The following is an 18530-nucleotide window of genomic DNA, read 5'->3' on the forward strand; positions in this document are numbered from 1 at the left end:
TCTTTCCCAGGCGACAACGGGCGTGCAACGTTATGCCCGTGAAATCGTCCGTTCGCTGGACTCGTTGATTGAGGAGCGAGTACCACTTGCTAGCGATCTCCAGCTCCGCCTGCTCTGTCCACCCGGATCGGGGGACATTCCCCTCACGTCCATCGAACGCCGAGAGATCGGAGGCGCGCGCGGGCATGTTTGGGAGCAAGCGCGACTTCCCGTCGCTCTCGACGGCGGCGGTCTGCTCAGCCTCTGCAATACCGGGCCGCTGCTTGCCCACAAACATATCGTTTGTATTCATGACGCAAATGTATGGAACGCGCCGCAGAGCTATTCCCTCGCCTTCAGAAGCCTTTACAGAACGCTGTTGCCTCGCCTCGGCAAGACTGCGTGGGGTATTTCGACTGTCTCCGATTTTTCGCTCGGTGAACTCATCCGGCAAGGCGTGATCCAGGCCCACCAGGCCCTCGTGGCCCCTAACGGCCATGAGCATGTCTTGCGTTGGAAGCCTGAACACTCGGCGCCGACACGGTTGGCGGCCTCCCGGGACACCATAGTCATGATCGGAAGTGCCGCACCCCACAAGAATGTAGACTTGGTCCTGAACATGGCTGACCGGCTTGGAGCAGTCGGGCTCAGGATAGCCATCGTCGGAATGTCGGAATCCCGCGTTTACCGGTCAGGTTCTGCGCGCACGCAAGCGCAAAACATCCACTGGCTTGGCCGCGTTTCCGATGGCGAGTTGGCTGCTCTCCTTGCGGACTCGCTGTGCCTGGCCTTCCCGTCGCTTACCGAAGGCTTCGGCCTCCCTGCCCTCGAGGCGATGGCTGTCGGCTGCCCCGTGGTGGTTTCCGACCGCGCAAGCCTGCCTGAGGTCTGCGCGAGCGCGGCCCTATACGCCTCTCCCGACAATCCGGAGGCATGGTTCGACAGCTTCATGCGACTTCATCGTTCTCAGGCGTTGCGAACGGAGATGTTGGCAAAGGGAAAGGCAAGGGCGTCAGCATACAGCTGGAGGGCGACGGCGTTGCTTTATCTCAAGGCCATGGCGGCTGCCGATGGCCTCGACGCGCAAACCAAGGACGTCAGGGTGCGCGAACTCATATGATGTCGTGAAGTGACTGGACTGCCCCGATCGATTCCAGAATCGCGCGATCGAAGTTCTCTTCGGAAAAGCGCGCTGCATTAGCGGTGCAGGCGCTGGGGGTGATAGCGTGGCTGTTTTCTTCGAAGCGCACGACCGCCGCCTTGAGAGACTCGATAGTCTGCGCCTTGAACAGCACCCCCGTCGGCTCGGCCGAGGACCCCAGGCGCCGCACGATGTCAACCGCGCCGCCTCGGCCGAAGGCAATCAGCGGGGTCCCGCAGGCTTGCGCCTCGGCCAAAGCGATGCCGAAGTCCTCGCAGCCCGCGAAGACCATGGCCTTTGCCCGCGCCAGCGTCTCTATATACTCCTTGCGGGGTAGAAAACCCGCAAACGAGATGTTGGGCCCAGCCAGCGATCGCAAGCTGGCGGATTGCTGTCCTTCGCCAACGACGACCAGCCGTCGCGACGGCATTTCGTTGAAGGCCCTGATGACCAGGTCGGTGCGCTTGTATGGGGCTAGGAAGGATGCCGAGACGTAGTAGTCATCCTTGTCCTCCACACACGGCAGTTCTCCTACGCAAACCGGCGGGAAGACGACACGCGCGTCGCGCCCGTAAATGTGCTGGATTCGGGAACGGACATAGTTCGAGTTCGCCAACATCAGATCCGGACCATGCGCGGTCCTGGTATCCCACGTCCTCAGCCGGTGCAGCATGTATCGATAGAGAATTCCCTTGGGACCAAAGCCCAACTTTCCCTGCTGAAGATAGGAGAACTGCTCATCCCACGCATAGCGGACGGGGCTGTGCACGTAACATAAGTGCGGTTGATCCGGCCTGGTGATTACGCCGCGCGAAAACGCGGCCGAAGAGGAGATCACCGCATCGTAGCCTGTCACGTCGAATTGCTCGATCAGGAAAGGGCAAAAGAAGAAAAGAGACCGGTAGAACTTCCGCACCATGGGGATCCGGTTGGCTGCCGACGTATGGAATTCCACATCCCGAAAATATTGCTCTTTGACGTCGGCCGGCAGAAAATCGAAAAGCGTGAAGACTTCGGCATTCGGAAACTGCTTGCAGATTTGCGCAAGAACCCGCTCCCCTCCCCGGAAGTTGGGGCACCAGTCGTGAACCACCGCTATTCTCGCGTATCTGTCGACACTTCCCGGCGCGGTCGGCGGTTTCTCGATTGGCACCGCGAGCTTGGCGGCGATTGCCAGGTCGGAAGAACGTTCGTGGAGCATGGTTCCCCCCTTGCTGCAGCCAGCAATCGCACTGCCCGCAGTCTCCCTTTCATGCCATGGCTCTTGCAAGTCGTCCGATCGGTTACAGGACGCTGCGGGCGCGGGCCGGCCTAATACTTTTGGTTGGAGACCGTCCGCCCGGAATACGCCAAAAGCCTGTGCTCCGAGGTAACCTGGGGCTGTCCTTACCCTTTTATGCAGGCTGTCCAGGTGTGTTCGCCGTCCTAGGGTCGGCGGACACCGAAACATGGACCGGGCATGAGACTGGCAGTGATTATCCCAACCCTAGGCCGCAGCGCGCAGGTTGCGCGCCTGCTCGGCTATTTGGGTAGCCAGAAGAGACTTCCCGATGAAGTCATAGTGTCCGCGCCCGACGCCACGCATGTTGAATTGCCGGCCAGTTGCCCCTTTCCTGTAAAATGTGTTTTCGGGCCGAGGGGGCTCACCGCACAGCGGAACACGGCTCTTGCGCCGTCGCTGGCGCGCTTCGACATCATCACATTCTTCGACGACGATTTCGTCCCATCGGCCGAATACCTGAAGCAGATCGAAGAAGCCTTTGTCACAAATGAAGAGTGGGCGGTGGTGATGGGCAGGGTCATCAAGGACGGGGCCGCCAACGCTGGCCTCACCTGGGAAGATGCCGAAGCCGCGCTGCGGGCAGCAGAGGGCACCCGCAGTGCCGGACCTTCGGCAATCGACCATGTGGGTGCATACGGATGTAACATGTCCGTCCGTTCCTCGCTTGTGGGCGATTTGCGTTTCGACGAGCGCCTCGTCCTGTATGGCTGGCAGGAGGACATCGACTTCACCAGCCAACTGAGATCCAAAGGCCGGGTGGTCTGCGTATCCTCGATCAGGGGGGTCCATCTGGGCATCAAGACAGGTCGCGTCAGCGGAGAGCGATTCGGCTACTCCCAGGTTGCTAATGCGATCTATCTGATCAGAAAGGGGTCTGTGCCGGCCTCTTTCGCGCTTCCCCTGATGCTCAGGAATATTGCAGCCAATCTGGCAAAGAGCCTGTCGCCCGAGCCGTATGTCGACCGTAGGGGCAGGCTCAGGGGTAACCTGCTCGCTATCCTGCACGTCGCGATTGGCCGAATCGAACCCGAGTACATCTTGAAAATCTGACGAAGGGGAAGACAATGCGCAAATGGGTTTTGACGATCGCGTCTGCCTCACTGGCCGCGGCGGTCGCCGGCACATTGCCTTCGGCGGCTGCCGAGTATCTGCTCGGACCCCAAGATAAGGTCAGGCTCAAGGTTTATGAATGGCGCGCATCACGTGATGTGATTTTCGAATGGACGGCTCTCAACGACGCTTTCGTCGTCGGTGCCGACGGCACGCTCTTCCTTCCGTTTGTCGGCCAGATACGCGCGCAGGGCACCGCTCCCGGCGACCTCGCCCGGGCCATCGGCGATCGCTTGATGCGGAACATGGGGCTCGGCCGCCAGCCCGATGTCGCTGTCGAAATTGTGCAGTACAGACCTTTCTACATCGTCGGCAACGTCAAGCAGCCCGGGGAGTTTCCTTATCGGCCCGGACTGACCGTGCTGCAGGCGGTGGGGATCGCGGGCGGCTTGCCCATACGCCAGGACGACATATCGCGGCTCGGGCGGGAAGTCATCTCAGGCCAGGGCGATGTGGGTTTACTGGCGCTGAACAATGTCAGCCTTCTTGCCCGCAAGGCGCGCCTTGAAGCCGAACTGGCCGGCAGCGAGGAGATCTCGTTTCCTGCGGAATTGAACGACAGGGCTTCCAACCAAACCGTTGCATCGACAATGGACCAGGAACGCAAGATCTTTGCGATCGGCAAAGACGCGCTGACGACGCAACTGCGTTCACTCCATGAACTCAGGGACTTCCTAGAAAAGGAACTGGACTCGCTGGGACAGCAACTCACATTCCACGACAAACAGATCGAGCTTGTCCAGAAGGAGCTCGCGAGTGTTTCGACGCTTGTCGAGAAGGGACTGGCGGTTGCACCACGCGAGCTATCGCTTGAGGGGACGGTCGCGCAGATGCAAGGGGACAGGCTCGCTGCCGAAACCTCGCTGCTGCGCGTGAGGCAGGAGATCAGCAAGACCGACATCGAGATCCTCAACATCAGCAACCGGCACGCCAGCGAAGTCGCTGAAGGTTTGCGCGAAACCCAGCTGCAGCTCAACGAAGTCACCAGCAAGGCCGATACCGCGGTTCAGTTGCTGCACGAAACCGAGATTGCAGTCCCCGCCCTGCTCGCTCTGAGGCAACGCTCCGAAAGTGCCAAGCCAATCTTCAAGATCGTCCGGACGACGGATAGCAGCACAGCCGAACTTCCCGCCGAGGAGACGACAGCATTAGAACCCGGCGACACAGTGAAGGTCGAGATCCCGGCGCCGGACGCAGGTCTGGCTAGCATACCTACAGGCGGTAGCCTTCAGGCCGGGACGGTTCCCGTTCAGGGCATCAATTGATCAAGTCCGCGATCCGCCAGGGCAACTGACGTAGTTGGCTGGTCGGTCCCCACCGCATCAGATCCTATGACGCTCTCGATCGCCTCCATATGATCGGCTGGCTTGTGCCCTGAAACCACGGCCGCCGAAGCCATTCAGGAAGATCGGGAAGATGAAGCAAGACTCGGCACTCAAGCCGACCGTCTAGGCAGTGCTCGCAGCACTTGCCTTGCTCTTGGAGGCCGCATATCAGTGAGCACCGTGGGCCCTCAGGCCCCGGACGGAACCTTGTGCCGCAGTGAGTTGATCCGTCCTGCCACTGGAGATGTCGGTGCTCATGACACTAATCGCCCTGGCGGCTGCGGGCGCTCTGATAGGCCTGCGGTTCAAGGTTTCCGCCCTTCTCGCAGCCACCGCCCTGCTTGCGATTGGAAGCTTGGCCTGGAACGGCTTTGGATTTCCGGGCCATGTGAGCGTCCTCAAATTCCTGATCCTGGCATTCGTGTTGGCAGGCGCGTACATCATCGGGGTGTTTCTGTCCGTCCGCTGGAAGCAAACCGCAGAGTGACGGGTCAGGGGGGTTAGGAGGTCCTGTCGAAGCGCATCACCGCGAAGACGGTCCTGAACAGGATCACGATGTCGGACCAGACAGACCAGTTCCGAACATAGTGGCTGTCCAGCGCCACGCGCGTGGCGTAGTCCACGCTGCTTCTTCCGCTCACCTGCCAAAGACCGGTCAGTCCCGGCCTGGCGCGGAGATAGTCCGCTACGTGGTCGCCGTAAAGCTGGAGCTCTTCCTTCACGACCGGCCTCGGCCCCACGCAACTCATGTCGCCACGGACAATGTTGTAGAGCTGGGGGAGTTCATCGAGGCTTGACCTTCGCAGCATTCGCCCGAGGAACGTCACGCGCGGGTCGTTCCTGATCTTGTGGGTCTTCTCCCACTCCATTCTGATGTCGGGATTGGCTTCGAGGCAGGCTTTTAGAACGGCTTCCGAATTGGCGACCATCGAACGGAACTTATAGCAGTTGAACGGTCTTCCGCCGAGGCCGACCCGGCGGTGCGGGAACACCGCCGGGCCGCCTGTCGTGATTCTGATGAGCAGGGCAACAGCAACCATTACCGGCGCTGCCATGACAAGCGCCGTGACCGCTATGATCAAATCCAGGATTCGCTTCAGAAGACCTCCCACGGGAGGATTTATAGAGCCTGCCCTGATGGCGGGTGACAAGTCGATCAACAACACCCCGCCACTGTCGTGGTCGGGAGCCGAAACAACATGCAGGACCGCTCGGTTCTCGACTGCCACCGGAACGGATGGCGGGCCCCAACCCGAGGGTGCGAGATGTGATTGCTTCTCGAAGGCGTTTGTCATGACGATCATTGTTTCGAATTGTTTGACTCTGACACTTTCCCAATCTGGAGGACGCTCGGCAAGAAAGGCAAAGGAGGTAGCACTACGCGCCCACCCTAACCCTAATGCCAAGGGGTGATCCCGAACGTCTTCCAGGCTTTCGACGACGCATCTGCCCTTCTCATGTCGTGCGGTGTTTGGATGTCATCGCCCGAGCGTTCGCCAAAAGGGCTCCAAGCACATGCGCCCTGCTGGCCTGCAACGCTCTGACAAGGTCCCGCAGCGTTTCGGAATGCGTCTTGCCCCATTCCGCAACGATGACGACACCGTCCAGAACGGACCCGACCATCAGTTCGTCGGCTCCCGAGGCCAGTGTCGGCAGGTCAACGATGACAACGTCGTAGGCGCCAAGTTCGTGATCGGCGAGACCAAAAGCAGTAACTTCCGAGAGGAACGCCTCCATGTTGCGTGGCGTCAACAAGTCGGTGCCCTCCACCACGGAACTGCGAAGCAGGTCGAACGGCCGGCCTGGTGCGCGCACGATGCTAAGCCGGATGGGGTCCGGGCACAGTCTGTCGTAAACAACCGAGCGGCCGAGCAGCCGCATGGTGGTCACCGATCGCCGCACATCGGCGTCGATCACCAGCGTCTTTAGACCGGACATCGAGTAAAGCGTGGCGAGATTGCTGATGACGGAACTCTTGGGACTGCCGTTGGATACGGCGGTCAACCCGAGGAATTTGACCTGATGGTTGGTTTCCGCAAGGCTGATCTCGGCCCGTGCCTTCCTGAGGCACTGGCTGTATCGCGAGTATGGATGTCTCTTGACCTCGTCAATGTGGCCGGATTCCATTCGCTTGCTCGTCAAAGGCAACTCTCCGAGGCACTCGATGCCGAGGTTCTCCCTGATGTGCCGCGGCGACCTGACGGTCCAATCGAGCGTGTGCCTGACAAACGAAATCCCGATGCCGACAATGAGCCCGGCAATCGCGGCGAAGGCAAGGACCAGTTTCGGCCTTGGAGCGCTCGGATAAAGCGGCGCTGTCGCGGCCGTGATCACCCTCGCATCGGCCACCGGATACGATTGCTGGCTCACCGAGTTGGTGTAGGCCTGGAGGAAGCTTTCGTACATCTTTTGATAGGTTTCGGCGGTCACCTCGAGCTCTTCGAGCGTCGGCACGGCGTTGACGCCGTCCGTGGCATTGGCCTCTTCATTGTTGGCCTCGTTGCCGACGCTGTAGTCGTGCCGAGAACGGAACTCCTGAGCCTTCGCCATGGCCGAGTTCATTTGCGCTCGAAGCTGCTGAAGACGCTTCTCGAGCCACGCGCCACCTTCCCGTGCCGCGTCGGCCTTGGTTTCGATCTGTTCATGCACGAAGGCATCGGCCGTGGCGTTGGCAATGTTGGATGCGCCCTCGGGATCAACGGAGGTGAAGGAAATGTCTATCGCGTAGGAAACACCGACCCTGCGGATATCGAGGCCGTCGCGGAAACTCGACATTGTGTGGCGGAATTTTTGATAGTCGGTCAGTGATGCGGCGGGTTCTGGCATGCCCAAGCCGAAATACTCCCATAGCGACGTCAGCCTGGCGCTTTTTTGGGCTCCCAAAGCGTTAGCCAGGACCATTTTTATTTTTCTGAATGCCTCCGGCAAAATAGGCGCGTGTGGACGATTGAACTTAGGGTCTTCGACGAGTTTCAGCTGCTCAATGACCATCGCGGCGATTTTTTCCGACTGCATCACTGCGATCTGGCTTTCCACCTGCGCGGTGTCCAATGACAGGTTTACTTCTCCGCCCTCCTGGAGATGTTGCGGCACTTTCGGCTCGATCAGGATCTGCGCACTGGCGGTAAACACTGGGTCGGTGGTCGAGTTGTAGAACCAGGCCACCAAGAGCGCGGCGCCAAGACAGGCAATGATCGTTCTGAGGTAACGCCGCAAAAATCCGCTTATATCAGCGAGGCCGATAAACTCCTGGCTGATGGCACCCTGCTTGTTCGTTGTCGCAGGCCATTGATGAGGCAACATGCGGTCCATTCAACTTCTCCTGCAGGCGTGCGGGAACTCCGGCGCACGCGCCATCCTGATGCAGGCGAAGCATGTTGTCCGGCCGATGTCTGGTGGAAAGCTGCGGCCCCGCGATCCCAGATTGCCCCAAAAGACTATCCCGGCGGTGCGGAAGGTAAACGCCGCCAATTGGCGTATGCGGCTACGTCCTATGGGAGGGAAGAAGGCGCTGCAATTCTGCTTGAGTCCTGCGCACGAATGACAGCTGCTGCTGCAGCGAGACCTGCCGTGTGTGATTCAACATCATATTATGTGTGAGCGTATCGATCCTGACGGAGATAACTTCGAGAGTTTCGCCGTTCTCGAGCGCCTGCACAGAAAACGCGGCGCAGTCCGCCATCGCGTTTTCCGACGGATAAAGTTGCGTCGCCTCCTTCTCGATTTCGACTTGCGTGGCCTGAAGAAGGCGAACCAGCCGGCCAAGGCGCCTTTCATCGACATATTCGCGCGACGGGGACCTCAATGCGGGAAGCGGCATTTTGCGGCCCAATCCTTAACGTGAGCGCCCGAATGGAACGCATGTGCCAGAATACAAAACGCTCTCGCCTCTACGAGACATCCTTTTGGCGGCCGATTGGCATCTCCTATTGGATGAGGGGATCGTATCTGGGTGTCAGGACTGCCCGAATTCCTGACGAGGCCGGCGTCCCACAGCATGCTAAAACCCTCCCTCGTGAGCGATTTGGGAGCGGAAGGTGTCCTTTACAAACTCAATTACATCACGAGGCGGTGTCGGGCCGGCCGCCGCGCTGGATGGCAGTGGACGTGACTTGGGCAGCCATTTGATCGGCGCCTGGCGCCCAATCGCGAGGGTGTTCCTTGGCGGCCATCGTCCAGGACGTCGGCATGGCTTTTCGCAGCCTGCCTGCCTCACGCCGCTGCTGCCAGCTCCTCGCCGGGGCCACGGTTACGGCCTCGTCGGAGAAGCCGATAATCCGGCTCTGGTGCGCTGCTCCGTCCAAAGGGCGCCGCGACAAGGTCGATGCTCTCGACCTGCGGCTGCGCCAAGATCCATAGGTCGGAGCCAGTAGTTAGAGATTTGTTGAGAAGGGACTCGAGTATGGCATCCGAGCTGGTGTGTTTTGTCATGAGCGGGGGCGTGGGCTCACGCCTGTGGCCGCTTTCGCGCGAAGACAATCCAAAGCAATTCCACGACCTTTCGGGTGACGGTTCAATGCTCGCAAAGACTGTCCGGCGGCTCAAGGCGCGGTCCGACAATCTGACCCCAATCTACCTGATCGCTTCCGAACGACATGCCGATCGCGTTATCTCTGACATTGCTTCGCTCGGCCTGAACGGCGGTAAACCGATCTTCGAGCCTGTCGGTCGCAACACCGCCGCAGCCGTCGCCATAGCCACCCTGCAGACAATCTCGGAACATGGCAGCGATGCACTTGTGCTCGTGGTTCCCTCCGATCATGAAATATCGACTGACGCGCAATTCTGGGAGACCGTCGAGTCGGGCGTTCCTGCCGCCGAGTCAGGGAGCATCATCGTGTTCGGCATCAAGCCAACGCATGCGGAAACTGGATACGGCTACATAGAAGTTGCAGCAACTGACGACCGCGTGGCTGCAGTTTCGCGCTTCGTCGAAAAGCCCAACGCAGAGACAGCGCGCAACTACGTATCGTCAGGACGATTCTACTGGAACGCAGGCATTTTCCTGTTTCGTGCCGACACCATGCGCCGGGCATTTCTCGAGTTCCAGCCGGACATCTGGGAAACTGCAGAACGGGCCCACAAGACTGCACGCACGGACCTCTCGGGTATCTGTCTCCCCCACGGCTTCTACTCGGCCGTCCCCTCCACCTCGATCGACTATGCCGTCATGGAGCATGCACGCGATATTGCCATGGTTACGGCTTCCTTCCGCTGGAACGACCTTGGGTCGTGGCAATCGCTGCTCGAAGCGAGCCCGACAGACGGCAATGGCAATGTCGTGATGGGCGACATCGTCGCCATGGACTGCGACAGCTCCTACCTTAGAAGCCAAGGCAGGCTGCTGACCGTCATCGGCATGACGGGGGTGGCGGTAGTAGCGACACCGGACGCGGTGTTCGTCGCCCCTGTCAGCCACAGCCAGAACGTGAAGAAGGTCGTCGAGCAGTTGGAAAAGAGCGGACGGCTTGAGACGAAGTACACACCCTCGGGAGACCGGGTCATCATCAACGGTTCCTGGCGCAAGCGCGTCGAACATTGGCTCTTCAACGAAACCCTGCCTCTTTGGTCCACCGTAGGGGTCGATGATGTGAACGGCGGCTTTCACGAGGCGCTCGGTTTCGACACAAGGCCGCTGGGGAAGCCCAAGCGCATGCGCACCATGGCTCGCCAGATCTACGCCTTCGCGGTGGCCAAGCAACGCGGCTGGGCCGGACCAGCCGACGAGCTGATCGACCACGGCATCGACTTCATTGCCAAATATGGCCGTACCACCCGTGGCGGCTGGGTGCGCACCCTTAATGTCAATGGCAGCGTGGCTGACCCTGCGGAGGACGCATACGATCATTCCTGCGTACTCCTGGCACTTTGCCATGCTCATCGATGTGGCCATCGCGAGGCCTTGCGACTGGCACAAGAGACATTTCTTTTCATCGACGCGCATCTCGAAGACGACCGCCTGAACGGCTTCCTGGAAACCTCCGGCTCCAACGGGATGCGGTTTTCGAACCCGCACATGCACATGCTGGAGGCTTTCCTTGCGTGGCATGACGTTACTGGCGACCGCACCTATCTGCGCCGGGCGGCTCGCGTCGTCGATCTCTTCAGATGCCATTTCTTCGACCAGGAGAGCTGGACGGTAGGGGAAAATTTCGACGTCGATTGGCTACCTTTGCCTGGAGAAAAAGGCCTGTCGACCGAACCGGGCCACCATTTCGAATGGGCCTCGCTTCTCATCGATTTCGCTCAAAAAAGCGGACAAAAGGACTTGGCTAGTTATGCACGGAAGCTCTATTCGTCCGCGATCGCCAGCGGATTGAATCGGGCTACGGGTCTGGCGTACGCGGCTGTGTCGCGGCAGGGAATGCCCATCGACCGGCTCTCCCGCAGTTGGCCGCAATGCGAGGCCATCAAGGCAGCCATAGCCTTGGACGGCATAGGCGGGCCTGATTTGAAACCAGAAATAGAGGCCCGTGTCGCCCGCCTCTTTCGATGGCATATCGATCCCGCCCCCCTTGGCTTGTGGATCGACAGAATTGACGAGCGCGGAAGATCACAGGCAACAGAGGTTCCCGCAAGCATTTTCTACCACTTGGTGACGGCCTTGATGCAGTATTTGGATAAGACCGAAGGGCAGATCGAATCTTTCCCGATGCCGGCTTTGGGCCTGGGCAAGAGCGTCGCCGCGCGGGCTCTGGGCTAAGCCTCACGGTCTGCCCCACACCGTTCATCCGGCTGGGTGCGGAAGAATTCGACAGCTTGGCAGGCCACCGATGTACCCGCCCGTCCGATCAAAGGGGCGAGACCCGTCGCGGACGGCAAGCGGCGACCCCGTTAACTGGGTAAGTGACCATGGTTTCTCTGATAAAAGACTTGTCGCCGTTCTCCGATGCGACGTCTCAGCGGCGATGGCGGTATCGTGGTGTCCCAAGGTGGAAGGGCAAGCTACGGCTAATTCGGTAGGCCTGCCTCTGTGTCGTCGCTCCAAACCGGGATAGCATGCTTACAATATGTCTAAACGGACGCACAGATTGAGCTTTTCCAGTCTCGTTGCCGCCGCGGATCGCGATTAAATCGCTCAAGGCGAGGTGATGTGAGTCCAAATACCCTTCTTGTCCGGACAGTTGAGAAGCATACCATGGCAAAAAAGAAATCGCGTACTAGGCCCACCAGTGATCTCTTGAAATTGCTGGCCACCAGGCCTCGAGCTGTTGCCCTTGCCGCGTTGCACGTAAGTGAATCGGTGCTGCTTGAACTTGAGGCATCGGAATTGTTGTCGGCGAGACAGATAAGAGGGTTGCTCAAGGACGCATCAAAGACCTTGCGGAATGCCGGCCAAGTGGACAATCGCAGTAGCTTCATCGCCGCCGAAATAGTCGATTCCATGCAAGAAACTTTCACAAGAAATAAAAGCTAGCTGCGGGGTTGCGACGCACAACGCTTGCTTTCGCATGCTGGTAGCTGCGACGTCGCACAGGTACCCATCACGCCAAATTTAATGTACATTCGATCCGTTGGGGATAGAAAGGAAGACATCGGGCGGGATTATAGATGTTGTACGCTTCACAGTTTTTGGGCGGGAATGAAAAGCGCTCATCGTATATCAGGCTTGCCGACGAAGATTCGGCGCTCATGAAGACGCTGGGGTTCACACCGAAGCGTTATCCACCCGAGACGGTCATTTTCAGCCAGGGTGAGGACAATGATCGCGTATTCATAGTCGAGTCGGGCTGGGGTTGCCTGTCGCACGAACTTGCAGGGGGGCAACGACAGATCCTTGACTTTGCCTTGAAAGGGGATCTCGTCCTGTCCCGGTCGAGCGGGGGTGGCGCGCTTGAAACGTTTGTTGCTCAAACCGAACTGAACGTCTTGGTAGCCTCGACCAAGACATTTACGCTCGCAGCCATGAAATCCCCCCATCTTTTCTCCCTTGTCGTCGAGGCTCTTGGGCACAAGGCTGCGGTCATCGCTGAACATCTCACCAATGTTGGACGACGCAGTGCCTTGGCGCGTACCGCACATCTGTTCCTCGAATTGAGGACGCGCCTGGAACACATAGGCTCCGTCACCCGCGATAGCTATGAATGCCCTTTGACCCAGTACGATCTCGCGGACGCCCTCGGTCTCACTCCAATTCATGTCAACAGGATGCTGCGCGAACTGCGCGAGCGTAAATTTCTCGAATTCCGGCAAGGCCGTGTTCGCGTGCTCGATCTACGAGGCATGACGGAATATGCGGGTTTCGAATGCAGCTATATCGACAGTTGACATCTGTAGGAGCAACTTGGCATCCAGATGCCTCCTGAGCGAGGAGCGCATTGCCGTCCCGCAGCAAGGCCGGCAAAAGGGTTGGCTCTGCACGGCCATTGGCGCCGGATGACCCTTCCCAGGGATTCCGCCGGGCCGGCTCCCCGCACCTTGCGTGTTCGACCGCCCATGCTTCCGCGGCGCTGACGCCTGGGTGATTTCCATCTCCCTTTAGCTCGTAGCCAGCAAAGCCCTCATCGTAGCCCTTTGAGGCAAATGTTGGTGTCCACACCAAACCTATGGCGCAGCGCCGATGCCTCCGGTGCGCGGCTCGCTCATCGCGGCGCTGTCAAATCCACATGCAAGCAGCTTTGCCAGCGCGAGCTACATCCCCTCATTGGACACGAGCTGGAATGGCCGGCGCGGTCTGGGGTGTTGGGATGCGGGCCGCACCGGCCATCGCGGTCGGGGGGCCTCCCGCAAGGCGTGGTATATCTTATATTAGCGACAGCGCAATTAAGCCTATCGGACGACCACCACCATCGCCGGGACCGGAAGGGATCGCGTGCAAACCGAGCATTGCGGACTTGCTGTTCAGACCTATTTTGAGAGCGGAACGCAGAGGCTGAAGGACGGCATGCTAGAGCGCCGGGATTGCCGACTGCGCGACGCGATACAGCACGATCCCTCCCCTCACTGCAGCCGAGCTGGAGCCGACCGGAGCGGGAGGTCGGCAGGGCTCGTCGGCGGCCCTAGCCCTGTCGCGTTAGATGGTGTCGTCATACAGCCATATAGCGCCGCTGGAGTAGACATGGAACGGCATGACGGAAGATTGCCGTCCCAGGGTCACGCCGTGCTCGACGTAGAGTCACTCGCAGGCAATGTGGTCCCTACCATCTGAATGTCCTATGGCCGCCAAGTCAGCATGCGGGCAGTAGCCGCGTTGGCCAGCTGTCAGAATGAAGCGCACCGGGCACCCAAGGCCTCGGACGGCCATATGGATTTTGGTGCTCAGACCGCCGCGCGAACGGCCAAGGGCCTGATCTTCAGACCCCCTTTTTGGCTCCCGAGGCGTGCTGGTGGGCGCGGATGATGATGGAGTCGACGATCAGATACTCAAAGTCGGGATCATCCGACTTCGCTGCGAAGATGCGCCACACCCCTACGGCTCCCCCGGCTGAACCCGCGGAAGACGCTGTTCCAATCTCCGAATGCATCGCGCAGATCGCGCCCCTTGCGAACGATCCAAAGCACTGCTTCCACGACCATCCGGTTGTTGCGGCCTGACGAACCTCGCGTCCGCTGGTCGCCCGATGATATGCGCCGACATGCGCCGACATGCGCTCCCAATGGTCGTCACGAAGAATCAGACGGTCGAGAACACCCAAGTCTGTCTCCAAAAGGCAGCCTTGAATCTGATTTGCTCAGCCTTAGGAATCCCCAAGAGTCCACACGACCTAGGCGAGAGGTCTTGCCGAAAACCTTTTCAACAATATCAGGCCCACCCCAGGTGAGATGGCGTCTGCTGGGTGGACGCTGGAGTCAATCGGCGTACATCAACTCATATTAGGCCGCAATAACTTCGAGAACCACAAGGCGGACTGCTGGGGCCGGAAGAACCTGGCGTATTTCCGCACTGGTACGATCCGACACTTTACATATTATGTGAGCTTCAATTGGGGGCTATAGCAAATGAAAGAAGAGACCGGCGTTCAGAAGCTGGTGCGCACGCTGCGTGCCCGAGCACCTGATGACGCAGCTGAATTGCTCGCCAGAGAGTCTCCCGAGTTCATCCGCGACACACTAAAGCTGTTGCCGGACGGGCACGCCCGTAAGGTGGCCGAGCATTTGCCATTGCATGTGCTGCCCATCAGCTCTCAGGGCGATGGCAGGGATTTCGCGATCCCCGAGTCGCTCCTCGAGGTGATGGACCCGATTCCCGGCAGCGTTCCTGTCGGGACGACGGTTGCTGCCGCGGTCGAAGCTGTCAGACGCGCCGAGGTGCCCACCGAGCTCACTTATCTCTACGTCACGGACGAGGGCAATAAACTGGTTGGCCTGGTAGTCCTGCGCGATCTGATGCTGAGCGAACCGGAGGCGATTGTCGATCAGATCATGCTGCCCAGGCCGTTCGCTCTTAATGTCGGTCTCTCTTTGAGCAACGCATGCAAGGCAGCGGTACGGCGTCACTACCCTGTCTACCCGGTGGTGGACGCGGAGAACCGGCTGCTCGGGCAGGTTCGAGGCTGGCGCTTGTTCGAGCAGCAAATCATCGAGATTTCCGCCCAGTCTGGCCAGATGGTAGGTGTTCAGAAGGAGGAGCGGTCGTTTACGCCGCTGTGTTCAGCCTTCTTGAAGCGTCATCCCTGGCTGCAGTTGAACCTCGTGACAGCCTTCATGGCCGCATTCGTGGTCAGTTCCTTCACGGGCACGATCGAGAAGATCGTCGCCCTGGCGGCGTTCCTTCCGGTCTTGGCCGGGCAGAGCGGAAACACCGGCTGCCAGGCACTGGCTATGACGCTGCGTGGCCTTGCCCTGGGGGACGTGGACAAACGACCGAAGCTGCATTTGGTGATGAGAGAGGGCGCGCTCGGGATCGCCAACGGCGTGCTCGTCGGCCTTGTTGCCGCCGCGGCGATGTGGTTCTACGCGTCGAGGCAACCGCAGTCGGCCGCCCAGGCGCCAATGCTGGCGCTTGTGATCTTGCTTGCCATGTCCGGATCCTGCCTCATGTCCGGAATCTCCGGTGTGCTGATCCCCTTGGGCCTGCGCCGGATCGGCGCCGATCCGGCGGTCGCTTCGGCGATCTTCCTCACCACGGTGACCGATATTGTGGGCATGGGCCTGATGCTGGGGCTGGCCACTATGCTCGTGCTGTAGCAAGGCGCGTCCGGTGATGCGTCCCTGGGAGTGGAGGCAATAAGCTGACCTCGTCGCATTCAGCGAAATTGCAAGGGCCAGGCCGCATCGCGCACGCGTGGCGAGAGCACCTTTCGGCAGCTCCGACCCTTGCGCAACGCGACGGAAGACCTTCGGACGAGCCGTGGGCGGCCTTGAAGCCGCATTCGGCGACCAGATAGCGCAGAATCGCGCACGCAAAATTAATCTTGTCGGCTGTGCGATCACCAGTAAGGATGATTTGAGTTAGCGGCGCTGCGCCAAATACGTCGTGCAGCAACGCTGAGAAGATGTTTTGACAACCAGCGCGGCCGAAATTGGAATAAGCCCCGATATTTTGTTGCGTAGTTGCCACAGCTGCTGGGACTCGCATAGTCTGTGGCCAGTTCAGTCGCCTTTTTCTTGTGGTCGTGCTAAATCCCTCGCACTAGTCGGGTTTGGGGTGGGTTCTCGGCATGCAATCTTGGCTTCGAACGATCTTCGGCTTCGCCGCAGCGCTGCTTTTTTGCAGCGTATTGCCGGCCGGCGCACAAGGTCTTTTTACGGCCTACGACGATGCGTTTTCAGCCCGCATCGCCAGTCCGGCCGACAATGGAACGCTCGCCCAATTCGTCACGGTTGCCGTCAACGCGGGACAATACGATCAGGCGATCTCCTCGATCGAGCAGTATCTGATCAAATACCCCCGCGACGCGCGCGCCCGGCTTGCGGCAAGCCGGTTGTATTATCATGTCGGCTCCTATGAATTGGCCCGGCGGCAGGTGCAGTACGGCATCGAAGTCGGCGGTTTGACCGCAAGTGAGCAGCAGGAAGCTGTTCGCCTGCTCGCCCGCATCGAGCGCGCGCTGCGTGGCGTCACCTGGGAACTCGCGATGACCGGCGGCGTATTCAGCGCATTTACGCATTTTGAGCCAGGCGGGGCGCAGGACGACGACAGCTTCGTCTCGCCCTACGGGCAGGCGGAAGGCTTTGTGCGGTGGGACCTCGGCACGCCAAGTGCCGACGCCCTCGTTCTTTCGGGGTCGTTGACGGGGACGGAGCGTTTTTTCACGGAAGACCTGTCGGTCCCGGGTGGCGAGAAGACTTTTATCCACGGCAACGCAGCGATTACCTGGGACAAGGGGCTGCCCAACAGTGGGATCGATTCGCTGCGCCTGCTGCTTTCCGCGTTTACCGTTACAGACCGTTTCGACAGCGATATCCACGAAACCGGTATCGGCCTCAGTGGACGTTTCCTTGTTCGCCCGACGGTCGAGACGACCATGTTCGCCGGTGGCGGCTACATCGATCTAAGCGCCTCGCAAGGCATTTTCGCCGATAGCAGGGTCTTCTATGAGGCAGGCGGCAGCTACCGCTTCCGCAACGGCCAGGCGCTCGGACTGCGCTTTGTCGGCTCGAATGACTTCGCTTCCGGATCTGGCGAAATCGGCCGCAGCTACACGGGCGAGGTCCGCTATGGCGGCCTGTTGATGAACGTACCGGATCTTTTCGCATGGTCGCATCAGATCGCCTTCTCGGCCGGCCATAGCGACACTCCCGATCTTTCTGTCGGCATTGGCACGAAGATCAAGAGCGATTTCTGGCGCATTGCCTCGGAAAGCGATTTTCAGCTGACGGAAGCGCAGAAGATCGGCGTCGATCTCGCCTATCGCGAAACCAACTTTGCCATCGCCAACCGCGACCGAAAATCGTTCGAAATGCTCATGAGCTACACGTTGACGCTCAATTGAAAGAGGCCGCGATGAGGTACCGTCAGATCGCCATTTTCATCGCCTGCCTTGCCTTCGCGGCACCATCCGCCGCCGAGACGGTCGGGTCGATGACAGCCTATCAGACCAACATCGTCCGCAATAACGGTTGGACAATGAACGTTGGTGCCGGCGTCGAACTCGGCGACCAGCTGCGCAGCGATCCCACCGGTCTTGGAATGCTGGTGTTCCGGGATGAATCGAGCGCCAAGATTGGTCCGAACACCAGCCTGACGATCGATGAATTCGTCTACAATCCGGGCTCCGGATCGGGAAAGATCGACATCGGGATGAACAGCGGCCTGGCCCGTTTTTATGGCGGCCAGGTTTCGAAACGGGGCGTCATGCAGGTTGCGACGCCGCACATGGTGCTCGGGGCGAGAGGCGGCATCATCGAAGTGCTGGTGGCAGCCGGCCAGACCGTCGGCATACTGCGCGCCGGCCGCATGACCTGCACGATCAAGGGCAAACGGCTGGTCATCACAAACCCGGGCTACGCCTGCACATCGGAAGATGGCAAGCTGCTGACCGGCTACGGCGGAATCGACACCTTCCCGATATTGGACAGTATCGACCGGATAGCCGGCAACGGCCTGCCAGGCGCACCGGGTCCTGGTTTGGACGTAAGCGCAATTTGTGCGTCGGCACTCGGCGGCTCGCTCAAAGTCTGCGAGTCGACGGACGGCGCATTGCCAGGAGTGGTCATGGAATTCCCTGACAGCCCAACGCCACCTGTGGGCGGCGGGCGGCGGCGGGGTGGCGATGGCGATGGCTGCTCCCCCTTCTGCAATTAAGCCCGG

The 18530-nt window shown here is 59.7% G+C and carries 14 protein-coding genes and 1 pseudogene; 10 read left to right on the forward strand and 5 right to left on the reverse strand.

Annotated features, from left to right (window positions below; all coding sequences use genetic code 11):
- The first annotated feature begins 22 nt into the window (after positions 1–22).
- Positions 23–1099 carry a glycosyltransferase family 4 protein gene (locus ACVWWD_RS30645; RefSeq protein WP_352662481.1) on the forward strand — a complete coding sequence of 359 codons (1077 nt, stop codon included), beginning with the start codon at positions 23–25 and terminating at the stop codon, positions 1097–1099.
- On the opposite strand, the gene ACVWWD_RS30650 is transcribed toward ACVWWD_RS30645, so the two are convergent.
- On the reverse strand, positions 1092–2321 hold the full coding sequence (locus ACVWWD_RS30650; RefSeq protein ID WP_352548247.1) for a glycosyltransferase: 1230 nt from the start codon (positions 2319–2321) through the stop codon (positions 1092–1094). The genes ACVWWD_RS30645 and ACVWWD_RS30650 overlap by 8 nt on opposite strands.
- Before the next feature lie 258 nt (positions 2322–2579).
- Between ACVWWD_RS30650 and ACVWWD_RS30655 the strand changes: the two genes are divergently transcribed.
- The 3 genes from ACVWWD_RS30655 (at position 2580) to ACVWWD_RS30665 (ending at position 5324) form a co-directional block, all read left to right on the forward strand.
- A complete protein-coding gene (locus tag ACVWWD_RS30655; RefSeq protein ID WP_352732700.1) occupies positions 2580–3452 on the forward strand; it encodes a glycosyltransferase family 2 protein in 873 nt (290 codons plus the stop codon).
- A gap of 14 nt (positions 3453–3466) precedes the next feature.
- Positions 3467–4777 carry a polysaccharide biosynthesis/export family protein gene (locus ACVWWD_RS30660; RefSeq protein WP_457103703.1) on the forward strand — a complete coding sequence of 437 codons (1311 nt, stop codon included), beginning with the start codon at positions 3467–3469 and terminating at the stop codon, positions 4775–4777.
- A gap of 316 nt (positions 4778–5093) precedes the next feature.
- On the forward strand, positions 5094–5324 hold the full coding sequence (locus ACVWWD_RS30665) for a hypothetical protein (RefSeq protein ID WP_140663930.1): 231 nt from the start codon (positions 5094–5096) through the stop codon (positions 5322–5324).
- A gap of 13 nt (positions 5325–5337) precedes the next feature.
- Here ACVWWD_RS30665 and ACVWWD_RS30670 read toward each other — a convergent pair whose 3' ends face one another.
- The 3 genes from ACVWWD_RS30670 to ACVWWD_RS30680 form a co-directional block, all read right to left on the reverse strand.
- Positions 5338–6141 carry a sugar transferase gene (locus ACVWWD_RS30670; RefSeq protein WP_352662470.1) on the reverse strand — a complete coding sequence of 268 codons (804 nt, stop codon included), beginning with the start codon at positions 6139–6141 and terminating at the stop codon, positions 5338–5340.
- A 151-nt stretch (positions 6142–6292) separates the two neighbouring features.
- Positions 6293–8149, reverse strand: a complete 1857-nt coding sequence (locus ACVWWD_RS30675; protein ID WP_352732694.1) for a GumC family protein — start codon at positions 8147–8149, stop codon at positions 6293–6295.
- Between the two features lie 172 nt (positions 8150–8321).
- Positions 8322–8657 carry a hypothetical protein gene (locus tag ACVWWD_RS30680; protein WP_352662464.1) on the reverse strand — a complete coding sequence of 112 codons (336 nt, stop codon included), beginning with the start codon at positions 8655–8657 and terminating at the stop codon, positions 8322–8324.
- A 582-nt stretch (positions 8658–9239) separates the two neighbouring features.
- Here ACVWWD_RS30680 and ACVWWD_RS30685 point away from each other — a divergent pair.
- The 3 genes from ACVWWD_RS30685 to ACVWWD_RS30695 all read left to right on the forward strand — a co-directional run bounded on the left by ACVWWD_RS30685 (position 9240) and on the right by ACVWWD_RS30695 (position 13105).
- On the forward strand, positions 9240–11540 hold the full coding sequence (locus tag ACVWWD_RS30685) for an AGE family epimerase/isomerase (RefSeq protein ID WP_352732691.1): 2301 nt from the start codon (positions 9240–9242) through the stop codon (positions 11538–11540).
- A 435-nt stretch (positions 11541–11975) separates the two neighbouring features.
- Complete coding sequence (locus ACVWWD_RS30690) at positions 11976–12254, forward strand: hypothetical protein (protein WP_352732688.1); 279 nt, start codon at positions 11976–11978, stop codon at positions 12252–12254.
- A 134-nt stretch (positions 12255–12388) separates the two neighbouring features.
- Positions 12389–13105 (forward strand): Crp/Fnr family transcriptional regulator, encoded by a 717-nt coding sequence (locus tag ACVWWD_RS30695; RefSeq protein WP_352596805.1) that lies wholly within the window; start codon positions 12389–12391, stop codon positions 13103–13105.
- 898 nt (positions 13106–14003) lie between these two features.
- On the opposite strand, the pseudogene ACVWWD_RS30700 reads toward ACVWWD_RS30695, so the two are convergent.
- Positions 14004–14472 (reverse strand): annotated as a pseudogene (locus ACVWWD_RS30700) (IS5 family transposase); the annotation flags it as partial.
- 304 nt (positions 14473–14776) lie between these two features.
- Here ACVWWD_RS30700 and ACVWWD_RS30705 point away from each other — a divergent pair.
- From ACVWWD_RS30705 to ACVWWD_RS30715, 3 genes are all read left to right on the forward strand, one after another.
- Complete coding sequence (locus ACVWWD_RS30705) at positions 14777–15964, forward strand: magnesium transporter (protein ID WP_352732685.1); 1188 nt, start codon at positions 14777–14779, stop codon at positions 15962–15964.
- A 473-nt stretch (positions 15965–16437) separates the two neighbouring features.
- Entirely contained in the window at positions 16438–17712 is a 1275-nt protein-coding gene (locus ACVWWD_RS30710) for a tetratricopeptide repeat protein (RefSeq protein WP_352732682.1), read from the forward strand.
- An 11-nt stretch (positions 17713–17723) separates the two neighbouring features.
- Positions 17724–18524 carry a FecR family protein gene (locus ACVWWD_RS30715; protein ID WP_457103704.1) on the forward strand — a complete coding sequence of 267 codons (801 nt, stop codon included), beginning with the start codon at positions 17724–17726 and terminating at the stop codon, positions 18522–18524.
- Positions 18525–18530 lie beyond the last annotated feature (6 nt).

The organism is Mesorhizobium sp. URHB0026 (assembly GCF_054059755.1).

Excerpts from the sequence above, each read along its gene's own strand:
- ACVWWD_RS30650 (WP_352548247.1), bottom strand. The coding sequence starts at position 2,321 with ATGCTCCACGAACGTTCTTCCGACCTGGCAATCGCCGCCAAGCTCGCG.
- ACVWWD_RS30655 (WP_352732700.1), top strand. The coding sequence starts at position 2,580 with ATGAGACTGGCAGTGATTATCCCAACCCTAGGCCGCAGCGCGCAGGTT.
- ACVWWD_RS30660 (WP_457103703.1), top strand. The coding sequence starts at position 3,467 with ATGCGCAAATGGGTTTTGACGATCGCGTCTGCCTCACTGGCCGCGGCG.
- ACVWWD_RS30665 (WP_140663930.1), top strand. The coding sequence starts at position 5,094 with ATGACACTAATCGCCCTGGCGGCTGCGGGCGCTCTGATAGGCCTGCGG.
- ACVWWD_RS30670 (WP_352662470.1), bottom strand. The coding sequence starts at position 6,141 with ATGATCGTCATGACAAACGCCTTCGAGAAGCAATCACATCTCGCACCC.
- ACVWWD_RS30675 (WP_352732694.1), bottom strand. The coding sequence starts at position 8,149 with ATGGACCGCATGTTGCCTCATCAATGGCCTGCGACAACGAACAAGCAG.
- ACVWWD_RS30680 (WP_352662464.1), bottom strand. The coding sequence starts at position 8,657 with ATGCCGCTTCCCGCATTGAGGTCCCCGTCGCGCGAATATGTCGATGAA.
- ACVWWD_RS30685 (WP_352732691.1), top strand. The coding sequence starts at position 9,240 with ATGGCATCCGAGCTGGTGTGTTTTGTCATGAGCGGGGGCGTGGGCTCA.
- ACVWWD_RS30690 (WP_352732688.1), top strand. The coding sequence starts at position 11,976 with ATGGCAAAAAAGAAATCGCGTACTAGGCCCACCAGTGATCTCTTGAAA.
- ACVWWD_RS30695 (WP_352596805.1), top strand. The coding sequence starts at position 12,389 with ATGTTGTACGCTTCACAGTTTTTGGGCGGGAATGAAAAGCGCTCATCG.
- ACVWWD_RS30705 (WP_352732685.1), top strand. The coding sequence starts at position 14,777 with ATGAAAGAAGAGACCGGCGTTCAGAAGCTGGTGCGCACGCTGCGTGCC.
- ACVWWD_RS30710 (WP_352732682.1), top strand. The coding sequence starts at position 16,438 with ATGCAATCTTGGCTTCGAACGATCTTCGGCTTCGCCGCAGCGCTGCTT.
- ACVWWD_RS30715 (WP_457103704.1), top strand. The coding sequence starts at position 17,724 with ATGAGGTACCGTCAGATCGCCATTTTCATCGCCTGCCTTGCCTTCGCG.